Origin of the sequence: Pseudomonas sp. RIT-PI-S, from assembly GCF_025642975.1 — a bacterium.
Lineage (GTDB): Bacteria > Pseudomonadota > Gammaproteobacteria > Pseudomonadales > Pseudomonadaceae > Aquipseudomonas.
On sequence record NZ_JANZKJ010000001.1, the window covers coordinates 395,026 to 412,857 of the forward strand.

16 protein-coding genes and 1 pseudogene are annotated in these 17,832 nt (G+C 52.9%); 5 read left to right on the top strand and 12 right to left on the bottom strand.

Going from position 1 to position 17,832, the window contains the following annotated elements:
- Position 1: 1 nt before the first annotated feature.
- The gene (locus OGL93_RS01810; protein ID WP_263260658.1) at positions 2–1,588 is read right to left on the bottom strand and encodes a site-specific DNA-methyltransferase; all 1,587 of its coding nucleotides are present in this window, start codon (positions 1,586–1,588) and stop codon (positions 2–4) included.
- Between the two features lie 330 nt (positions 1,589–1,918).
- The gene (locus OGL93_RS01815; RefSeq protein ID WP_263260659.1) at positions 1,919–2,869 is read right to left on the bottom strand and encodes a LuxR family transcriptional regulator; all 951 of its coding nucleotides are present in this window, start codon (positions 2,867–2,869) and stop codon (positions 1,919–1,921) included.
- An 82-nt stretch (positions 2,870–2,951) separates the two neighbouring features.
- Between OGL93_RS01815 and OGL93_RS01820 the strand changes: the two genes are divergently transcribed.
- Together OGL93_RS01820 and OGL93_RS01825 are read left to right on the top strand one after the other, a co-directional pair.
- Complete coding sequence (locus OGL93_RS01820) at positions 2,952–3,170, top strand: AlpA family transcriptional regulator (RefSeq protein ID WP_263260660.1); 219 nt, start codon at positions 2,952–2,954, stop codon at positions 3,168–3,170.
- 57 nt (positions 3,171–3,227) lie between these two features.
- On the top strand, positions 3,228–4,493 hold the full coding sequence (locus OGL93_RS01825) for a replication protein (RefSeq protein WP_263260661.1): 1,266 nt from the start codon (positions 3,228–3,230) through the stop codon (positions 4,491–4,493).
- A gap of 49 nt (positions 4,494–4,542) precedes the next feature.
- On the opposite strand, the gene OGL93_RS01830 is transcribed toward OGL93_RS01825, so the two are convergent.
- From OGL93_RS01830 to trbJ, 4 genes and pseudogenes are all read right to left on the bottom strand, one after another.
- Positions 4,543–4,671, bottom strand: coding sequence for a hypothetical protein (locus tag OGL93_RS01830; RefSeq protein WP_263260662.1), 129 nt, complete (start codon positions 4,669–4,671; stop codon positions 4,543–4,545).
- A gap of 186 nt (positions 4,672–4,857) precedes the next feature.
- Positions 4,858–5,178, bottom strand: a complete 321-nt coding sequence (locus OGL93_RS01835; protein ID WP_263260663.1) for a hypothetical protein — start codon at positions 5,176–5,178, stop codon at positions 4,858–4,860.
- Complete coding sequence (gene trbL, locus OGL93_RS01840) at positions 5,175–6,740, bottom strand: P-type conjugative transfer protein TrbL (RefSeq protein WP_263260664.1); 1,566 nt, start codon at positions 6,738–6,740, stop codon at positions 5,175–5,177. The genes OGL93_RS01835 and trbL overlap by 4 nt, the downstream gene beginning before the upstream one ends.
- Before the next feature lie 194 nt (positions 6,741–6,934).
- A pseudogene (trbJ, locus tag OGL93_RS01845) lies at positions 6,935–7,655 on the bottom strand (P-type conjugative transfer protein TrbJ).
- 556 nt (positions 7,656–8,211) lie between these two features.
- On the opposite strand from trbJ, the gene OGL93_RS01850 reads away from it, so the two are divergent.
- Entirely contained in the window at positions 8,212–8,610 is a 399-nt protein-coding gene (locus OGL93_RS01850) for a CopG family transcriptional regulator (RefSeq protein WP_263260665.1), read from the top strand.
- A gap of 171 nt (positions 8,611–8,781) precedes the next feature.
- On the opposite strand, the gene OGL93_RS01855 is transcribed toward OGL93_RS01850, so the two are convergent.
- From OGL93_RS01855 to OGL93_RS01865, 3 genes are read right to left on the bottom strand one after another with little or no spacing between them, the layout of a single operon-like run.
- The gene (locus OGL93_RS01855) at positions 8,782–11,160 is read right to left on the bottom strand and encodes an AAA family ATPase (RefSeq protein ID WP_263260666.1); all 2,379 of its coding nucleotides are present in this window, start codon (positions 11,158–11,160) and stop codon (positions 8,782–8,784) included.
- Positions 11,157–11,870: an ABC-three component system middle component 1 gene (locus OGL93_RS01860; RefSeq protein WP_263260667.1), complete on the bottom strand. Its 714-nt coding sequence runs from the start codon at positions 11,868–11,870 to the stop codon at positions 11,157–11,159. The genes OGL93_RS01855 and OGL93_RS01860 overlap by 4 nt, the downstream gene beginning before the upstream one ends.
- The gene (locus OGL93_RS01865; RefSeq protein WP_263260668.1) at positions 11,870–13,303 is read right to left on the bottom strand and encodes an ABC-three component system protein; all 1,434 of its coding nucleotides are present in this window, start codon (positions 13,301–13,303) and stop codon (positions 11,870–11,872) included. Before OGL93_RS01865 ends, OGL93_RS01860 begins: the two co-directional genes overlap by 1 nt.
- 449 nt (positions 13,304–13,752) lie before the next feature.
- Between OGL93_RS01865 and OGL93_RS01870 the strand changes: the two genes are divergently transcribed.
- The gene (locus OGL93_RS01870; protein ID WP_263260669.1) at positions 13,753–13,941 is read left to right on the top strand and encodes a hypothetical protein; all 189 of its coding nucleotides are present in this window, start codon (positions 13,753–13,755) and stop codon (positions 13,939–13,941) included.
- A gap of 199 nt (positions 13,942–14,140) precedes the next feature.
- On the opposite strand, the gene OGL93_RS01875 is transcribed toward OGL93_RS01870, so the two are convergent.
- Complete coding sequence (locus OGL93_RS01875) at positions 14,141–15,019, bottom strand: LysR substrate-binding domain-containing protein (RefSeq protein ID WP_263260670.1); 879 nt, start codon at positions 15,017–15,019, stop codon at positions 14,141–14,143.
- Between the two features lie 104 nt (positions 15,020–15,123).
- Here OGL93_RS01875 and OGL93_RS01880 point away from each other — a divergent pair, with 104 nt between their 5' ends.
- Positions 15,124–15,990: an NmrA/HSCARG family protein gene (locus OGL93_RS01880; RefSeq protein WP_263260671.1), complete on the top strand. Its 867-nt coding sequence runs from the start codon at positions 15,124–15,126 to the stop codon at positions 15,988–15,990.
- Positions 15,991–16,046: 56 nt separating this feature from the next.
- Here the strand turns inward: OGL93_RS01880 and OGL93_RS01885 are convergent, their stop codons facing one another.
- Complete coding sequence (locus tag OGL93_RS01885; RefSeq protein ID WP_263260672.1) at positions 16,047–16,727, bottom strand: hypothetical protein; 681 nt, start codon at positions 16,725–16,727, stop codon at positions 16,047–16,049.
- A 45-nt stretch (positions 16,728–16,772) separates the two neighbouring features.
- Positions 16,773–17,786: an NADP-dependent oxidoreductase gene (locus OGL93_RS01890; RefSeq protein ID WP_263260673.1), complete on the bottom strand. Its 1,014-nt coding sequence runs from the start codon at positions 17,784–17,786 to the stop codon at positions 16,773–16,775.
- Positions 17,787–17,832: the final 46 nt, after the last annotated feature.

A 17,832-nucleotide genomic window follows, 5' to 3' on the forward strand; every position in this document is an offset into this window, starting at 1 on the left:
CTCAGAGTCGAGCAATGTCGCGTGGAATTTTCTTGAAGCCAATGCCGTGCCGGCGCATGAAGTCTTCACCCAATGCCAGCTGGTCGGCGTAAACCAGTACAGGTCCAGCGACCTTCACCAGCTCAGCCAGAAGTTCTAAGTCAAGCGTCGTTACGGAGTGCTCTTCATACGCAAAAAAGACTCGCAGACCATTTGCTTCTCCAAGCCAGTAGCGGTGCTGGCTTTCAGCAAATTGCGAACCAGTACCCTCAACGACTCCTTCCTGCCATGCTACATAGCTACGGATTGCATCGATTCCAGCAGCAGGGTTCAGGTTGCCGTATTCCACAAACAGCGGTTCACCCAGTGCGTAATAGGTGAAGCCACCACCCAATCCTGCGACTGCCTTGCTCTTGTCGCCATAGCCATTAGCTACCCGCTTGATGCGTTCAGCGGTAAGCGATTCGGCGTAGTCCATCATCTCAATCAGGATGAAGCGCCGAGTACCCTCGTCCTGGGCGTTCGCCTTCAAAACGGCGTGTCCGGTTGTACCAGACCCAGCATAGGAATCGAGGATGATGGAGTCGCTATCAGCCGCAATGTCCAAAATTCGACCGATCAGGCTACTTGGCTTGGGGGTGTCGAAAGACGATGAGCCAGAGAAGATAGCCCGCATTTCGTTTTTCGAGCTGCGATTGCTACCCACGTCTTTTTTCCACAATGTGCGGGGCACTAGGTCACCCACCTCACTGAGATACCGTTTAATGCTTGGCCGGGCATCCCCGGTTGGCCCCCACCAGACGCGACCCTCAGCGTCGAGAGCGCGCAGCTTTTCCTCGGAGACCCGCCAGAACCGTCCTGGAGGTGGAGAGAAATCACGCCCAGTGGGACCTGTGATGGTGAACAGACCTTTGGAGTAGGGCTTGTTGGCAAAGGGATCGCCCGCAATCCAAGGGCCGTTAGGATCGTCATCTGGATTGTCATAGATGGAATCCGATTCAGCGGTACGAGCCAGCCGAGCAGGAACCCAGTTCGGACGTTTGGAGTAGACCAGGATGTAGTCATGGTCTGTAGAGAATTGGCTAGCGGAGTTTCGTGGAGAATCCGCTTTTTCCCAAATCACGCAGGTCACGAAATTCGCAGCGCCGAATATCTCATCCAGAACCGGGCGAAGGATACCCACCGCGTTGTCATCTATCGAAACCCAAATTGACCCATCTTCGGAAAGCAGTCGATGAAGGAGCTTTAGACGCGGATACATCATGCAGAGCCATTTGTCTTGACGACTCATATCCTCGTTTTCTTTGCCAACTATCTTTCCAAGCCATTTTTTGATCCTTGGGTCGTTAACGTTGTCGTTGTAGACCCAGTTTTCATTGCCTGTGTTGTACGGTGGATCGATGTAAACGCATTTCACTTTTCCCTCATACTCAGGCAGCAAGCTTTTGAGAGCTTCCAGATTATCGCCATGGATAATCTTGTTATCGATGCTGTTCTTCGGCAGGCTCTCTTGAGCTGAAAAAGTGAATTGTTTGCGCAGAACGCGATAGGTTACATCCCGATGATGGTTTCGGACTTGATCCTTTCCGACCCAGTGCAATGTAGGCATGATGCTAGCCTTGTCCTCGAAAAATGAAGCAGAAACCTGCCTCCGAAGGCAGCCGGTGATTTGACACCATGATCCCCTCCAAGGCAAGCGAGGACTGGCTCTCTAGGCGCTGCCGACGAGTCTCCCATGGCGCGTAACGTGCTTGGGGCGTTAGGGGTCACGCCTCTGGATTTCTGTGTGGCATACCTCAGTATTCATTCGTCAGCTGCCAGTCGTGGATTTCGCTTTCGGCCTTAGCCATGCGAAAGACTGGTCAGATCGAATGCAGCTGGCCGGACATGTTGAATGCAAGCGTTTGATCAGGTGTGTGTAATACCCAGCTGCACGCACTCATACTGTTGGAAGCCGGAAGCAGTCAGGAATTGAGCTGATAGCTTTGGATACTGCCTGGCGCTCGATCTCCAGCCTGCGCGCAATTTCTGACTGATTGAAACCGAGTTTCTGGAGCACAACTATCTGCTTCTTTCGGTCAGAAAATCGTGTGTCGACCATCAGGCGAGCGATATTTCTGAGCTCTGCCTCATCAGCCACCTGAACCGTCTGGCTGAGCATGTACTGAAAGAAGTATGAGTCGACAAGCTCGTCACCTGATTTGGCTTGAGGCTTCGCTCGTATAGCGCACTGTCTGCTCAATCTCGCGAGTTCAATGTCAAACTGCGCTACGGCTCTCTTTGCTTGCCTGTACGCGGGATTCCAGCTGCCATCATGCGTTTTTGGACGATGCGTTGTGCAGTAAAGGTTGCTCAGGCGTAGGTGCTCGTCTGCGTCGCGCTGACCCTCTCCAGTAGCGAAGGATGCGAGCTCGGCTTGAGTGCCACAAAACCTACAAAAGCCCTTCAAACGCTGGTTGTTTAAGCCGTCTACATCTTCAGATGATGGTTTCTTTCGCTTACATGCCATCACCAATTCGATCAGCGTCTCAAGCGTCGCAATAAAGCTGCGGTCTTTCTTCGACTGTTGGTCGCGGGTCAAAACAAACGCGCGTAGGAGTTGGCGCTGCAAGCGGATCATGGCGGGAAACCCTACCAGTTTCATGATTGCACTGAATGCCACGCCTGTACCGGCTCCGGGTATATGTCCTTGGTAGCGAGCAGGAATTTCTTCGGCGTACGCCGCGACGGCTGGGTCGATGAGTTCCTCTACTAGCCTCGCGATTGGATAGCGTTTCGAGGCAGTGGAGTAGGCGCTCCAGCGACCACCGAACTGTTTTATGGCCTCTGAAACGGTGGCGTCACACCCTTCCCAAATGGCTATGGTTGATTGTTTTTTCATGTCAACCATTTTAGCCAATCATTCCGTCGAAGCAATAGGCACCCAAAGGCACCATCAGGCACTCATTCGCAGTGACTGGTAGGGCCTAGCAATGCATGCATTGAATAGAAAACTCATCAACAAAAAGACGCTCCTGACGATGATTCCGCTGTGTGAGCGCACGATCTATAACTTTGAGATGAAGGGGAAGTTCCCGCGCCGAATTGCGTTGAGTAGCCGCAAGGTCGTCTGGGATTTAGCTGAGGTTGAACAGTGGATAGATACATGCAAGGAGGCAGGCCCCGCGCGTAGGCCGGGAAGGGCGGTCTAAGCGGTGCGGGATGCTATCCCGCAGCTTGCGCTGTTCAGTCCCGGCGACGAGGCGCAGATGTATCACGATAGTACTAGGAGCGGTTTTTTCTCATTGCTCGTCGATTCTCGTGGTGGAAAGCGGCAGTCCTCTCATCGCTTGGCCGACATGCCAAAAGTGCTCAATCTGTTGGACAAAAAGATTGACACTTGGATTTCGCAGGCTGAGTTCATCCGGCCCAATCGGCGCGTCGTCAATCTGTTGCGGCTGGGCCTTCTGTTCGCTGACCTCGATACCTACCGCGTGCCCGCGTTGGCTAGCCGCAAGCCCGACGAGCTGGCAGCTTCCGTGCTGTTCCTTTGCGCCGACACGGGGTTGCCCGCGCCCTCGATACTGATCTACAGCGGCCGAGGCATACAAGCCAAATGGCTGCTTGAGGGCACGATACCTCGCCAAGCCTTACCCCGCTGGAACGCCTGCCAACGCTACCTTGTAGATCGCCTTGCCCACGTTGGCGCCGACCCCATGGCCAAGGACGCTAGCCGCGTGCTGCGCACCGTGGAGACAGTCAACAGCAAGAGCGGCGAGGTCTGCCGCGTGATTTACGTCCAGACGGGAACCGATGGCCAGCCAATCCGCTACAACTTCGAGTATCTGGCCGAGACACTGCTACCGGCAGCCCGCTGGACTATCGAGCAGCAACGGCAGGAACAGGCCGAGAGCCGCACCAAGAAAAAGCCTTTCCTTTTGGTGCCCGGAGGCAAAGCCGACAACCTGCGCGGATTCTCAGGTCGAAAGCTTGCTTGGGATCGCCTCGAAGACCTGCGCAAGCTGGCCGAGCTGCGCGGCGGCGTCGCAGAAGGCAGCCGGATGCAGCACCTATTCTGGCGGCTCAACTTCCTGCTGCTGTCCGGGGCGACCAACAGCAAGCAGATGTACCACGAAGCCGCAGCGCTGGCCCGCGAACTCGATCCGCAGTGGAACAGCCGTTCCAAAGAGCTGATGACGCTGTTCAGCAAGGCCAAAGCCTATGAGGCCGGGGAGAAAGTCACCTTTGGCGGCAAGGAGTTCACGCCCCTTTACACGCCCAAGAACGACACCCTCATCAACCTGTTCAGGATCACCACCGAGGAACAGCGGCACCTTAAGACCATAATTGGCACGGCGATGGCACGAGAGCGCGACAGGAAGCGTCATGCAGTTCGAAGGCGTTCCAATGGTGCGCTGGACCGAGATACGTATGAAGGTAATTCCCTAAGTCGTAAGCGGCCTTGGGAAGACCTTGGGATGAGTCGCGCCACTTGGTATCGCGCTGGTAAGCCACCAGTCGATGGAAATGTGTGAGACAAGTCCGTCCGTATTACTAATGGCGAAGCCCCTGTGCTTTTTTCAGTCAGGTTTTCACTTGGCTGTCGACTTCGGCTGGGCTTACGGTCGGCAGGAAGCGAAGCTGAGACAGGTTCATGCGTATTACTAATGCTGGCGTCAGCAGGGGCTGAGCGGCGAGTTTGGGTGTCGTCATTGTCCGTCTGGTGGGCGAGCAACGTGTTCAATGTCCGTGCGTATTACTAACGGCGGCCGGTTGCGGCGTATCTATCCTTAAAAGGCGCTGGTTGAATGTGCTTCTCTCACTGCGCTGGCATGGATTTCGATCTTTGTCTGAGAGCGATACCCCGCACAGATGCGGGGTGCCCTTGGAGAGTAGCGGCTAGTGATTGCTGGCTGTCTCTCGCCTTTGAGCTTCCTGCGCCGCTCGTATGGCCATCGCAATTTGTTGGGCCTGGGCTGCACTGTTCTTGCTACCCAGCAAAGGGAGGCGATTCAGGTGCTGCGGTCCGGAAAACATGTGAAAGGAGGCCGAAAGGGCCAGCGGGCTAACTCGAAGCTGCAAAGCAGTCCATTGTTGATCCAGTTTATCGAGCAATGGTCCATAGCCTTTGCTCCGTAGCCACCTACCGAGCGCCCAGAAGGCGATTGCGGAGGTTGATGCGAACACGGCGAATCCTGCGAACTTCAAAATTGCCATCATGGTTGTTCCTCCGGTTGGTCGTTGCTCGAGGCCATTCCTGGCACATTTAGTGATGTCAGTTGGCCGGGGGTGGAATTGCTTTCAGAGGCCGGACGGATAAGGTTGGACTCTGCTTCTGCAGCATCTCCGCTTTGGGGCGGAACGGTCGTATTGGACTCATCAGAAGCTGGTGATGAAGATCCGGCACCAAGAGAGAAAGAGTGCGCGTTTTCCATGCCCGGCACGGCCATTGATGCCATCACTCCGAGTGCCTTTGCTCCGCCATTGGCTGCTTGGGAAAGTGCGCTGCCGGAGCTTACAACGCTCTCTTGCTGTGTCGCTTGTTGGTCTTTGTCATTGCTGCCCTGGGCGTTTTTTCCAGCCTGCTCGGTGGCCTGCTTAGCACTGCTTGCCGTTTGCTGTGGTGCCGCGCTCCCACCTACTCGAGCACCGGACGCCGTTGCTCCTTTGGCTGCTGCTTGTCCGCCCGTGCTTGTACCGATGCCAGCGGTTGCACTGCCGCTGGAGGCAGTCGCCGCAGGCGCACCGGCAAAGCTGGAGTTGATCGAGGTAGCCAGACCGCCGCCAGCCCCACTGGCACCGGCGGCAACGCCAGTCCCAGAAGCGCTGAGAGCACCTGCAGCAGGAGCGGCAGCCCCAGCTGTGGCGATAGTGGCCGCTGCAGCTGCCGCCCCTGCAGCACCAGCCACTGCCATCCCACCAATGGCCGAGCCGCCGCCCATTGACGTGCCGCTAATCATGCCGCCAATTAGGTCAGGAATCGTCTTCGTCAGGTAGCAGCACACCAAGGCTAAACCGACCATTGTCATCACTGAGGCTTCGTCGTTGGTGTAAGCAGCTAACCATTCTTTGGCCGACTGTACGATCAGCCCGACGATCAGAGTCAAGACGAACAATTTAGCGCCGATTGCCACAGTGAACCGCATGGGCGCAATCGCGAAATCGCGTGTCCATTGCGAGCCGCCAAGACCGTAGAACAGCGCTGACGCGTTGATGATTACGTAGGCCTCTACGAGCGTCACAAACATAAACGCTGCGATAAAGGCGAAGCACGCCAAGACCAGTACCGCGCATACTGCAATCAGAACTCCTTTGCCCGGAGAGAACACTGAAATGCCCTTCACCATAGTGCGGCCGAAGTCCAGGGCTACCGCGAGCATATCGCCGGGTTCTAACGCTCGGCCAAGACCGCTCGCTGATGCGGCCGCGTCGCGGAAGCTGTCAACAATGGCTGTCGACCATTCCACGGAGTAGGTCATTACCGCCAGGAAGAAACCGATCACCATGATGAAGCGCAGCAGCTCTCCGACTATCTCGCCCAAGTCAGCTTGTTTCATGACCAGAGGCATAAACGTCCAGATGAACTGGATAGTGGCGAGCAGCCAAAATAATCTTATGGCGTAGTCGTACAGCTTTCCTGACCACTGGTGAGACTGCTGCAAAACGAGATCTAGCAGGCCCTGAACTGAGGTGTCGGCATGAGAAAGGTCTGTAGCAGCCATAGCATTTCCGGCCAAGAGCATGCTTGCTAGGGCAATAGACAGCAGCAAGCGACGTTCCATAAGTCAGTACCCCTTCACGCCGCCGCGAGAGTTAGGACATGCCTCAAAAGCGGCATCTGCGTCATGCGGCTTCCTCTGTTGCTCAGTCGCTACAGCACAGTCGCTATCGCTTTGAATGACCACCGTGGTAACCGAGCCCACCATCGCGGCCCCGGCGCAAATGAGGGTCATGAACCATTTCGAGATAACCATCCTCAGTACCCCTTTACACCGCCGCGTTTACTTTCACGCGCTTCAAACTGTTGCTCGGATGCTTCGCTAGCGGCTTTTCGGTCGCTTTGCTGAGCCAAATAATTGCCCTGCATATTGATTTGCGTGGCCACCAGATCGCGCAGCTTTTTGCAGTTGTTGCACGTTCTGCGAGGCTATTTCGTTGCCCGCCTGAATAGCTTGCATCCGTCCTACGGCGCTTTGCGAACTTGCCACCATGCGGTTGAGCAGGGCGTCTTCTGATTGGAAAGTGCTCGTATTGAGGTTTGCCGCTTCCATTGCTATTTTGACGTTGTCACGGCCTTGCTCCGACCATTCTTTATAACGATCTCGCATCGGAGTTTCTGCCGAGTTTGCCGCTTGTTGAAGGTAGGATTTGAAGCCTGGAAACGCAGCATTGAACTGTGCATCCATGTCCTCAATTTGACGGCCCAACGCCTGCGAACGTTTATAGATATTGACCACGCTTTTAAGATCGGCCGCGATGCTCCCAAACATCGAGTTGGGTAGCCCAGTGCCTTGTGTAACCATGTTTTGGTACTGCTGTATCTGCGTTTGAAGTTGCTCTGCCGTATTTAGTGCTGTGTTGACCTGTTCGGCATACTCAAACATCTGTTGATAGAACGTAGAGCAATTTGCGCAATAGATGGCATAAGCAGGGGAGGGCGCAGTGTATATACCCACTCCGAAGAATGTGCTTGCCATCGCGATAGCAAGCTTTACGTTCCGACCTAACTTTCGGGGGGCATAAGCCAAGGGTTTTCCTGATCCAGCTCCATATCGGGGTCCTCATCTGTGACGCTCGAGTTTTGATTATTCACTGATATGGAGAGGTTATAAATATGCGGATAGTTTTCTATCCGTCTTCATTTGGCTGGAGAGTCCCGAAAGTGTACCGAAATCAACAGAGGGGAGGCGCCCTTGGTCTGCGTTCTTAATTGGGTGTGACAGTTTTTAAGTAAGGCAATTTAGTGCAATTTAGCGAAATTAAACGCAACTCAAGGCAACGCAAGTAAACTCAAGTATAAAAAGCTTGGGTTTGAGGAGGTTTTTGGCGATGTAATGCTGTAAAGAACTGAAGGTTGCCCTGAATTTACTTGAGCTGCATATATTCAGACGGCAAGATGTGTGTTGTGGGCCCACAAGCTCCGCTTGTTGACCCCCACCACCCTGCCTTACTCGCCTTCGGCTCGACGGTATCTTGCTCTGCGAGGCCCACTGTCGCTACCGCGACTCTCTGATCAGAGCGAGGAGCATTGATGTGAAGAAAGACAGGACACCAAAAGGTGAGACTGAGCGGCTGCGCCGCGAGGTTCCACCTATCAAGGTTTTTGTGACGGACGAGGAGAAAGCAGAGCTGTCTAGACGAGCAGCGTCGTGCGGCTTATCTAATGCCGCATTTATGAGAGCTGCCGGCCTGAACCATCCTGTAAAGGCGCGGGCCGATCTTGAAGCTGTTCGCGAGCTGGTGAAGGTGAATGGCGACCTTGGCCGAGTCGCTGGACTTTTGAAACTCTGGCTTGCGGAGAAACGTGGCCAAGGAGCGAGCCCCGTTGAGGTTGAGCGTATGATGATTGAATTTCACGAATTGCAGTCGTGTATTCGAGAAAAAATGAGCGCTATTGTTTATGTAAAAAATGGAGACGGCACCATACGCTGATTCTAGGCTGCCAGTCTGATACTAAGCTTTTAAAGTCTCGAATGTCCTATCTGCGTTATTGTATTGAGCTATCCATGGCAAGGTGCTGGATGTCGAGCCCACAGAGGTTCGACATCCAGCAATTGAATGCTCACGTTGGTAAGACGTTTAGTCTAGTCTGTCAACAGGGGGTCAGTTGTTTTTTGCTGGGCTATATAAAAATCTATTGCTTGGTACGTATTCTTTCCTTTGCATTAAGTTTATGATTTTGACATTTTCTCCATGCTTTAAATATTTATAAGTAAAATATCTGGCAACTTTTTCTTCGTGCGTGGAAAGGACAATTTGCTTCTCGCTGAAGTCATTGCGCAATACTTCGACCAGAGATGCCATATTTATGTCATCCATAGTCTGGACTGGGTCGTCAATTAAGATACTTGAGAATTTTGTGGAGTAGACTCTATGTAATGCGAGGGTTAGAGCGATGACGACGGCAGATATTTGGCCGGAGCTCATAGTGTTAAGAATGTCGTGATCGCTCTCCCAGTTTGAAACTAAGCGCACGTTCCTCAGTTCATCCTCGCCTGTAGGGTCTTTGATGAAAATACCATGTCCAAGCCCAGCTTGGTGCGTTTGGAGAATTTTACCGGAATAAATATAGAAAGGGATTTCGATGTCGGTGATGAGCTTTTTTCTATACTGTCGGATTTGAGTTCGAACTTTTGTGATAAGTTCGCCTAAGTCGTCAGTCGCACGCTCTAAGTTATCATGTTGTTTCGTTAGTTTTTTGAGCTTTTCAGAGATGTCTTTTAGTGAGCTGAAATAGAGCGTTTTGATGTATTGTTCTTTCTTTTCTAAAAGAGCAACGGTTACCAGGGAGATTTTTTCCTGTTCGCTGTTGAAGTAGTCTCTGTAGATTCTTTCAAATATATTGCTACCATTCGCCTCGTAATAGCCTTCTGGTGCTACGCCGATTGCCGAGCGTATCCGCTCACATAATTTGTCTGTTGCCTCTGTAATATAATCTTCTCTACCGGTTACTGGAAACGTTGTTGCAAGCAAATCGTTGTACTCAATCTTTTCAGATAGCAGCCATTTGCTGAGCTTTTCAAATCGATCTTTTGCTGCCAGCGCCTTAGAAAGTGAGAGTAAGTCTTCTTGTGTAGGAGCAGTAGTTTTTTCTAGGTAGGTGCGGCAAGCCTGAATCAAAGGAGACAAGAAATCTGTGTTGAATTTATCCCTGACTAATACTAACTGCCTGTCTTGCCCGGAAAGTTGTGACCGAATCAGGTGGCCATGCTGAGAAATTGCCCGAGTTAGTAAGTCATGAGTCTGGTAGTCATGACCACAAAGCAAGCAGGCAGCTTCGTTTGGCACGCTTTGAAGCCCAGCAGACATGGCATCATGATGTTTGAGTAGTTCGGAGTAAATGGAGCTTAAACCACTCGTTTTTTCTTCTTCCTCAATGAGTGTTTGGACGGCAGATTTATATGATTCACTACTATCATAGGCCAACGCTTGGAAGATAGAATCGAGATTGGTGGTGTTGCGGATTTGCTTAAGGTCACCACTTTTCAGTATTGAGTGGAATTGCTGTATTGACTGATACAGGCTATTTGTTGAGACATATAGGTCATGATGGTTAATTGAGTTGTAGTAGCCAACATAAAGCTTGAGAACTTCTCTTTGGAGCGCAGCATTCTCAAATCGACGGTTTCTGATAAAAAAGAGCTGATGCGTAAGAAGGTTTTTGACATTGTTAATTTCTTCCAGGGAGCTGTTGAGTTTTTCCTGATTCAACTCAGAAATCGTGACTGCATCCCAGAAGACCTCCTTGTTGTCCTCGGCTAACCACGGAAAGACATAGGCATGCGGCTCAGTGGTGCCAGTTGTGATGTTGGTGTTGTTATCAATCTTATACAATTGCTTAATGCTTTCGATCTGCGACGTAACACTTCTTTTCGAGGTGGCTATCTTGCGAGAAATTTCCGTCAGCTTACTAAGCTTTTCATCGGCATCACGTGTATTGCCGAAAAGCTGGGCAAGTTCTTCAGCTCGTTGTGTTTCGTTGTTCGTTTTAAGGAATCTAGAGGTTTCTTCCTGCTGTACATAATGAAATAGCAGAAAGTCTCGTGAAAAATCCTTGCTGCCAAAATATTGCTCTAGAGCATTTTTTTGCGCGGGGATAGCTTTTCCATCTATTATTTCATTTATTTCCCAAAGCTCTGCGAATCTAGATATTCTCTTCGATGTGTTAGGGATTCGGTCTTTTAGCTTTCGCTGGAATACTCTAATTTTAGAGTCTTTATCTTTGAACTCTAAGATGATCTCAACGGTTGTTGCGCCTTTGTGAGCAACAACTATATCTGCAGGATTTTGGCGGCTCTCTAGAGAAATAAGTCGAGTAATATTTCCTGTAAGACCTAATTCGATTGCGTCGAAGACAGAGGTCTTTCCATATCCATTTGGTCCGTCGAGCAGTACGAGATTATTATCTTCAAAGTTAATGGTGTATGGCTCATCGCCAAATATCTTGAAGTTCTTGAGGGTTATTTTGTTGAGGTTAATCATACCAATTTCTCCCACACTTCTTCGACTCGTTGATGAATGTTTTCATCGGTCCAGTCCGAATCGTATGCCATCAACTGGCTGTAGATTGAGGATTGGTATAAGGATAGAGATTTGTCTATCTCGTCATTCAGATTGGTGAGTTGCTGTTCTTGAGGCGTGTAGGTAATGAATGGAAGCTTGAGTGCGGTTTTTAATATAAGTGAGTAATAGTCTTTTTTGTTGGTATGATCGTTTTTGAATGTTAGGAATTTCCTTCCGGAATTTGAGTTTATTATCTCACTTATGATGTTGTTGGTTATTTTTTCTATTCCAGTTTCGATGATGTAGGATTCTAAGCTCTCTAGCTCTTTTAATGTGTAGGTGATGACGTTTTTCTTGAAATTGTAATGGTCTTCTTCAAGCGCAAGTATTGTTTGTCTACTGATTTTTTCTTCTTCGTGGCAAATAAGTAAGGTGCAGTTTTTTTCGAAAGGGCGGTCTACTTTTCCAGAGTTGCTGATTTCTTCAAACAATATCTGCGCTTTTTCATGTAGTAACTCTTGCGCTGCGGTATCAGATTGCTTCTGAAGTTGAATGGTTACAAAGTATTCTTCTCTCTTGTTTCCTTCGGGTAAACAGAAGGCATAAAAAATTTCATTGGAAGACGACGGTTCTATGTCTAGACGCTCGTAGCCATTGCTGGAAAGGATTTTGTTGATGAGTGTGATCATTATTTTAGTGCATCCTTTGCATTAGCGATGGGGACAAGAGTTATAAGTTTTAATACTTCGTCTCTTTTAGAGCGAGGATCTGAGTCCTCTGCTTTCGGAGCTTCTGTATGCACTGCCAATGTGGGGGAGAATAGGTAGGGTTCTAATCCATCGTAAATTAGGTTTGGAACTTCATAAAGTATCTCGCTCATACTTGGATTAGTTATGATTTTTCTCTCAATCTGCGTCGGTCGTGCAATTCCTGTAATGGTTGTTGGCAGATAATGCTGATGCGGTAGCGTGGTTGTGCGATAGGTGAATTTATACTTTGGTGCGTTGTGAGTGGCGCGCTCAAAGTTGATTGTGTGTAAAATTTTTATTAGTACATGACGGATGCCTTCATGGTTTGCGGAGAAAGCATTATCCGTATTGTTATCATGCTGGAGATAAATTTGAGGGGAGAAGCTACGATAGTGTCTCCAGAGATCGATCGCGCTCAGGCCTAGAAAAAGTTTTCTTGCTTCTTTTAGGTTGCAGTATTTATCTTGGTTTGAGTTGTTGTAGTCCTCTGGGTCGCCCATGTACTCATCGATTAAATGGGCAAAGCCTTCTTTGAATTTACAGGCTAAATATTCTTCACCAACATCTTCATGGTCAATTTCAAGAGCTTGAACTATTTCTTCAAAGGTTATAGGGGTTTTTGTGTTTGATTGTTTGGTCTTGTGTCGATGAATGATATGTCGATCTATCATTCCAAGAAAACAGTGAAAGGTTTTATCTAGATGCTCAGGCGTAATGATGCCATTTCTGCTGGCTAGTGAGTTAGATATCTCACACTTTATTTTGGTGTTAATATCATCTAGGCTGCAGAATTTATTGCCGTCATCATACTGGTAAGAGTCAAGTCTTGCGAGAGCATCATTTTGGCCGCTCAAGATAGATGCTAGAATTTCATGTAATTGATCTGCAGTATTTCCTTTGAAAGCGGCTCTCAGTATGGCTGCTGGCTTAGAAATCTTACTTTCATCAGAAGCGGCTTTTTCGAGTGTGGTGCTTCCGTCTTTGGGGTTTTTAGTTTGGTATTGAATTGTTATGGTTCTTAGATCGTCCTGTATGGACGCTCTTAAGTCTTGGAAGGATGGCTTGGCATTTATCGGCTTCCAAGTGTGGATTTTTCCGGAGGTGCCCGGTTGTTTATATAATTCTAAAGCTATTCCGAGTAGGGCGTCGGAATACTCACTGTAAGTACTAGAGTTATATGCCTTTACTTGATGAAACGAGATTGGGTCTCCGCCGCGCTTGATCTCGAAGTCTTCAGTAGACTCTAGTATCAAACTGTAACTCGACAGATCTGCACCCACGGGCTCTGCGTTTATCAGCTTTAGGGCGTAGTAGAGAGCGACTTTACCTTGGTAATTGAAGCCACTCCAAGACGGCGACGCATCGAAAGCCATTAGAGAACTCCTGCACTGCATCCGTGAAAAATATGCGTACGGAAAGGACGACAGCGAGGTCATGGCGTTTCCTTACGCGCGTGCCATATTAGGCAAAATCTCATGTCATAATGCCACTTTTTGGTTGGTTCAGCGGACATCTGTCGCTTCGAGAATCCAAATTCTCTGACGGGGCATTGTGAGAGGCTGGACGATATGGATTTCGATTGCATCGTGCTCACGGCTAAGCCGGCTGTTGAGGGGCTGTGGGCAATGTCAGCGCTTGGCTACAGCTCTTGTAGCTGGCTGGACGCAGCGGTATCCATTGGGATAGTCAAGGATAGGTAATTCTACGGGGCTGCGTTGAATGACCTCAGCGAAGCATTAAACGCGCTGAAAAATTGTCAGGAATGTCCTGTAGGATCGTGAAGGTCACGCGGTTTACTTACGCCCAAGCGCAGAGGTAGAGGATGAAAGATCGCAGTCACGATGAGGCAATGGCAGAGCTTTTCAAGGCTGATCCATTTTATGCCCTTGAATTGCTTGTCGAAATCTGCGCTGACGGTGCCGCTGATGAGCTTGCGGTACTGATGCGTCAGCTTTCTATCGGCGTTGCCTCGACGGTCATGCCTTCTGGCGGCACAAGCACGCCAGGATGATTTTGAGGTCTCATGGTATTTTTCATGGATTTAAGTATCTGTTTGTCTTGTGTTTCCTGATTTTTGGGGGGATGCAAGGGGCTATTGATAATAAAGTGGAATGATCATCCACCGCTTGGCGCGATGAACCTAAGTGACGGTATCGCCCAACGATACCGTCACTCCCTCTCTGACGCCCCTACCCGTCATCGTTTCTCAATCATCGAAGCGGATCACCAAACGCCCCACCCGGGTACTGGTCGCACATGAACTCGACGAAGGCCCGAACCTTAGGGCTCTGCAAGCGGCGGGAGGTGTGCAGCACCCAAAGCTCGGCTTCGCCGGCCACGCCCCACGCCGCCAGTTCGCCCTTCTCTAGCAAGCTCCCCACGATGGAATGCGGCAACATCGCCGCCCCCGCGCCGGCGGCGATAGCATCGCGGACCATCAGCAGCGAAGACAGGCGTAGAACAGGCTGCGGTTCAACAACGAGCTGTCCGCCATCGACGGACCACAGGTCGCCGTCGCGATAGGACGGCATGACGACTGCCGGCACCCGAACAGGCCTGCCATCCCCCTTCGGCATCTCGATGCAAGGTGCGGCGGTGAGGATCAGCCTGTCCTTGGCAAAGCACCTGCCCACTAATTCGCTGTCTTTGTGTGGGTTGATACGGATGGCGACATCGAAATGCTCGTCAACGAGGTTGACGAAACGGTCCTCCGCCACAACTTCGATCTGCACGTCCGGATAGCTCGCAAAGAACCGAGCGGCAAGGCGCCCCAGTGCCAACTGGGAAAATAGGATCGGCGCGGCGATCCGTAAGCGGCCTCGCGGTTTTGCCACGCCATCCCGCGCGGCCGCCACTGCTTCAGCGACTTCATGCATTGGCCCCTGTGTTCGGCTAAGCAACTGTTGCCCGGCCTCGGTCAACTTCAGGCCCTGGGCGCTTCGCTCGATCAGCCGGATGCCCAAGGCTTCCTCGAGGTCGGCGACCCGGCGGGAGAGGGTGGCCTTGGACCGGCCGCTGGCGCGGCTGGCTCTGCCGAAGCCCCCATGCGCGGCCACTAGCTGGAAGTCCTCAAGGGCATTGAGATCCATGGTGTCTCACTTTTGGTACGAGGGGTCTGAAGTTTAGGGTCTTCGTTTTGGAAGCGGAACTACCTATTGTTCTTCTCACCCATCCAAACGAAGGAATCATGCCCATGACCATTCTAGTTACCGGCGCTACTGGCAACATTGGCGGCCACGTTGTCGACCATCTGGTGAAGCGCGGCGCTGACGTTCGTGCGCTCGTTCGCGATCCCTCGAAGGCGGACTTGCCGGCGGGCGTCGACGTCGTTCAAGGGGACCTGCTCAATGTCGATTCGCTCCGCAGCGCCTTCTCAGGCGTCACCACGCTGTTCCTGCTGAACGCAGTGGTGGCCGATGAGTACACCCAGGCGCTGATCGCGCTTAACGTCGCCCGTGAGGCTGGCATCGAGCGGATCGTCTACCTGTCGGTGATCCACAGCGACCTTTATGTGAACGTGCCGCACTTTGCCGGCAAGTTCGGCGTGGAACGCATGATCGAGCAAATGGGGCTCAACGCGACCATCCTGCGCCCCGCCTACTTTATCAACAACGACATCTCCCTCAAGGACGTAGTGACCGGCCACGGGGTGTATCCGATGCCCATCGGCAGCAAGGGCCTGGCGATGGTCGATGCGCGCGACGTTGGCGAGGTCGCCGCCCTGGAGCTGATCCGCCGTGAACAGTCCGCCGCCCCGTTGCCGCTGGAGCGGATCAACGTGGTCGGCCCTGACGTGCTCACCGGCGCGAAGGTGGCCGCGATCTGGATGCAAGTGCTGGGCCGCCCGGTCGCCTACCCAGGCGATGACACCGCGGCGTTCGAACACAACCTTCGGCAGTTCATGCCGAGCTGGATGGCCTTCGACATGAGGCTAATGTGCGAGCGTTTCCTCACCGAGGGCATGACCCCGGATGCTGGCGACGTCGAGCGCCTGAGCGCGCTCCTTGGGCGGCCACTGCGCTCGTACCGCGACTTTGCGGCCGAAATCGCCTCAGCCTGATACCGGGCGTGTCACGTGGCAGTTCAGGGCTGCAACGCGGCGATCAGCCTCGCGTCTCAGTTCGCGGGTACTGGCTTGAGTTTGGCGGAATCGATATGCCAGCGCAGTTGGCCGGCAGTGGCACCCTCTACACCGTTAACCCGGCGAAGGGTATAGGTGCCACGCCAGCGCTGCGGGGTGCCGTCGTCGAGCCTGGCCTGCACCGTTACCGGGACCGTCTGGTAAACCGACCCCGCCGCCGCTTCCCCCGGTTTCAGCGCCCCGACCGTCACCTGTGTGGAGCGGGTTCGCGCGAAGCCCGCCTTGAATTGCGCTGCGGTTTGATGAGGCGGGCCGTCGTCTCCCCACTGCGCCCACGCCGTGTCGTAATCCCGCGCATTGAGGGCCGAATAATAGCGTTTCACTACCGCCGCCGCGGCTTCAGCGCTCTTAGGGGAGGGCGCGCAACCTTCCATGGGAGCGCCCTGGCCATCGAACAAGGCACAACTGCGCGCTATCTCATTGTCGATGCTGGCGCAGCTGTTGGCTGAATTGCACGGAGGGTGGGTGGCGGGCGATACGTTGCGGCATACCTCGGCGCGGCGCTCGGCGGCGCTTGCGCCAACTTCGGCGGCACAGGAAAGGATTGCCCCGGCGCTAACGCTATGGGCCTGCTCGGCGCTGCTGGCGTAAGTCGCGACTCCACACAGCCCTAGGCCCGCGAGAGCGCTCGATACCAGAGTACGTTTCACATTCATCGTTCGTTTCCGTTCTTTCAGCTTCGGGGGAGGGCAGGTGCGCCCTTACTCCACCGTCAGCACGATCTTGCCTTCGATGTGGCCTTCGGCCGCGCGTTCGTGTGCCTTGCGCGCGTCCGCCAGCGCGAAAGTGCTGTCAACGGCTACGCGAATCGTTCCGTCATCCAGCAAGCGGCCTAGTTCCGCTAACTGAGCGCCGTTCGATCGCACCTGGGTCATCGACACCGTAAAGCCCTGCTTGGCAGCGTCTTCTGCGCCGGTAAAGCCCAGGGGGAATACTGGATAAAGGGCGCCACCGGGCTTGAGGGTGCTCAGAAAGCGCCCAGTGGTGGGGCCGCCCAAGGTATCGAGGACGAGGTCGACACCGCGCACGGTGTCCTCAGGCTTGCCTTTTGTGTAGTCGATGAATTCGTCTGCGCCGATGCCTCGCAGGAACGCTTCATGCTCTCCCGAGGCGACCGCGATAACGTGGGCGCCCTTGAGTTTCGCCACCTGTACGGCGAAGTGCCCTACGCCGCCTGCGGCGCCGTTGACCAGCACGGTCTTGCCCTGGAGCGGCACCGGGTGATGTGGCTGCGGCTGCAGCGGGTTGGGTTCATCGTGGCCTACCTCAACCAAGAACTGCCACGCGGTGAGCAGGCTCATCGGCGCGCCGGCGGCCTGTACGTGATCGACGCCTGGCGGCTTAAGCGCGAGGTCCGCCACCGGTACCGTGACGTACTCGGCATACGCGGCGCTGTCGCCGTAGCTGGGGAAGCGAACCATTGCGAACACCTCGTCGCCGACGCGCAAGCCCTGCACATCCCCGGCCACGGCCTCGATCACGCCAGACACATCCGATCCCACGATCAGCGGGAACGTCACTTGCGGGCGCCATTCGGGCGGCAACTTGCGGTAACCGTCGCGCAGGTACCAATCGGGCGGGTTGATGCCCACCGCATGGGCACGAACCAGCACTTCTCCAGGCTTGGGCTCAGGCCTTGGGGCGTCTTCGTAACGCAGCACTTCAGGGCCACCGAATGCGTGCAGTCGTACGGCCTTCATCGTGTCAATCGGCATTGCGTTCCTCCTCGGGCATGGGGCAGCGTTATCGCCGGCGCAGCCG

What these genes read in the sequence shown, in the direction of transcription:
- OGL93_RS01820 (WP_263260660.1), top strand. Translation starts at nt 2,952, where the DNA reads ATGCATGCATTGAATAGAAAACTCATCAACAAAAAGACGCTCCTGACG.
- OGL93_RS01815 (WP_263260659.1), bottom strand. Translation starts at nt 2,869, where the DNA reads ATGGTTGACATGAAAAAACAATCAACCATAGCCATTTGGGAAGGGTGT.
- OGL93_RS01860 (WP_263260667.1), bottom strand. Translation starts at nt 11,870, where the DNA reads ATGATCACACTCATCAACAAAATCCTTTCCAGCAATGGCTACGAGCGT.
- OGL93_RS01810 (WP_263260658.1), bottom strand. Translation starts at nt 1,588, where the DNA reads ATGCCTACATTGCACTGGGTCGGAAAGGATCAAGTCCGAAACCATCAT.
- OGL93_RS01835 (WP_263260663.1), bottom strand. Translation starts at nt 5,178, where the DNA reads ATGATGGCAATTTTGAAGTTCGCAGGATTCGCCGTGTTCGCATCAACC.
- OGL93_RS01855 (WP_263260666.1), bottom strand. Translation starts at nt 11,160, where the DNA reads ATGATTAACCTCAACAAAATAACCCTCAAGAACTTCAAGATATTTGGC.
- OGL93_RS01870 (WP_263260669.1), top strand. Translation starts at nt 13,753, where the DNA reads ATGAAAGATCGCAGTCACGATGAGGCAATGGCAGAGCTTTTCAAGGCT.
- OGL93_RS01830 (WP_263260662.1), bottom strand. Translation starts at nt 4,671, where the DNA reads ATGACGACACCCAAACTCGCCGCTCAGCCCCTGCTGACGCCAGCATTA.
- OGL93_RS01825 (WP_263260661.1), top strand. Translation starts at nt 3,228, where the DNA reads ATGTATCACGATAGTACTAGGAGCGGTTTTTTCTCATTGCTCGTCGAT.
- trbL (WP_263260664.1), bottom strand. Translation starts at nt 6,740, where the DNA reads ATGGAACGTCGCTTGCTGCTGTCTATTGCCCTAGCAAGCATGCTCTTG.
- OGL93_RS01865 (WP_263260668.1), bottom strand. Translation starts at nt 13,303, where the DNA reads ATGGCTTTCGATGCGTCGCCGTCTTGGAGTGGCTTCAATTACCAAGGT.
- OGL93_RS01890 (WP_263260673.1), bottom strand. Translation starts at nt 17,786, where the DNA reads ATGCCGATTGACACGATGAAGGCCGTACGACTGCACGCATTCGGTGGC.
- OGL93_RS01880 (WP_263260671.1), top strand. Translation starts at nt 15,124, where the DNA reads ATGACCATTCTAGTTACCGGCGCTACTGGCAACATTGGCGGCCACGTT.
- OGL93_RS01875 (WP_263260670.1), bottom strand. Translation starts at nt 15,019, where the DNA reads ATGGATCTCAATGCCCTTGAGGACTTCCAGCTAGTGGCCGCGCATGGG.
- OGL93_RS01885 (WP_263260672.1), bottom strand. Translation starts at nt 16,727, where the DNA reads ATGAATGTGAAACGTACTCTGGTATCGAGCGCTCTCGCGGGCCTAGGG.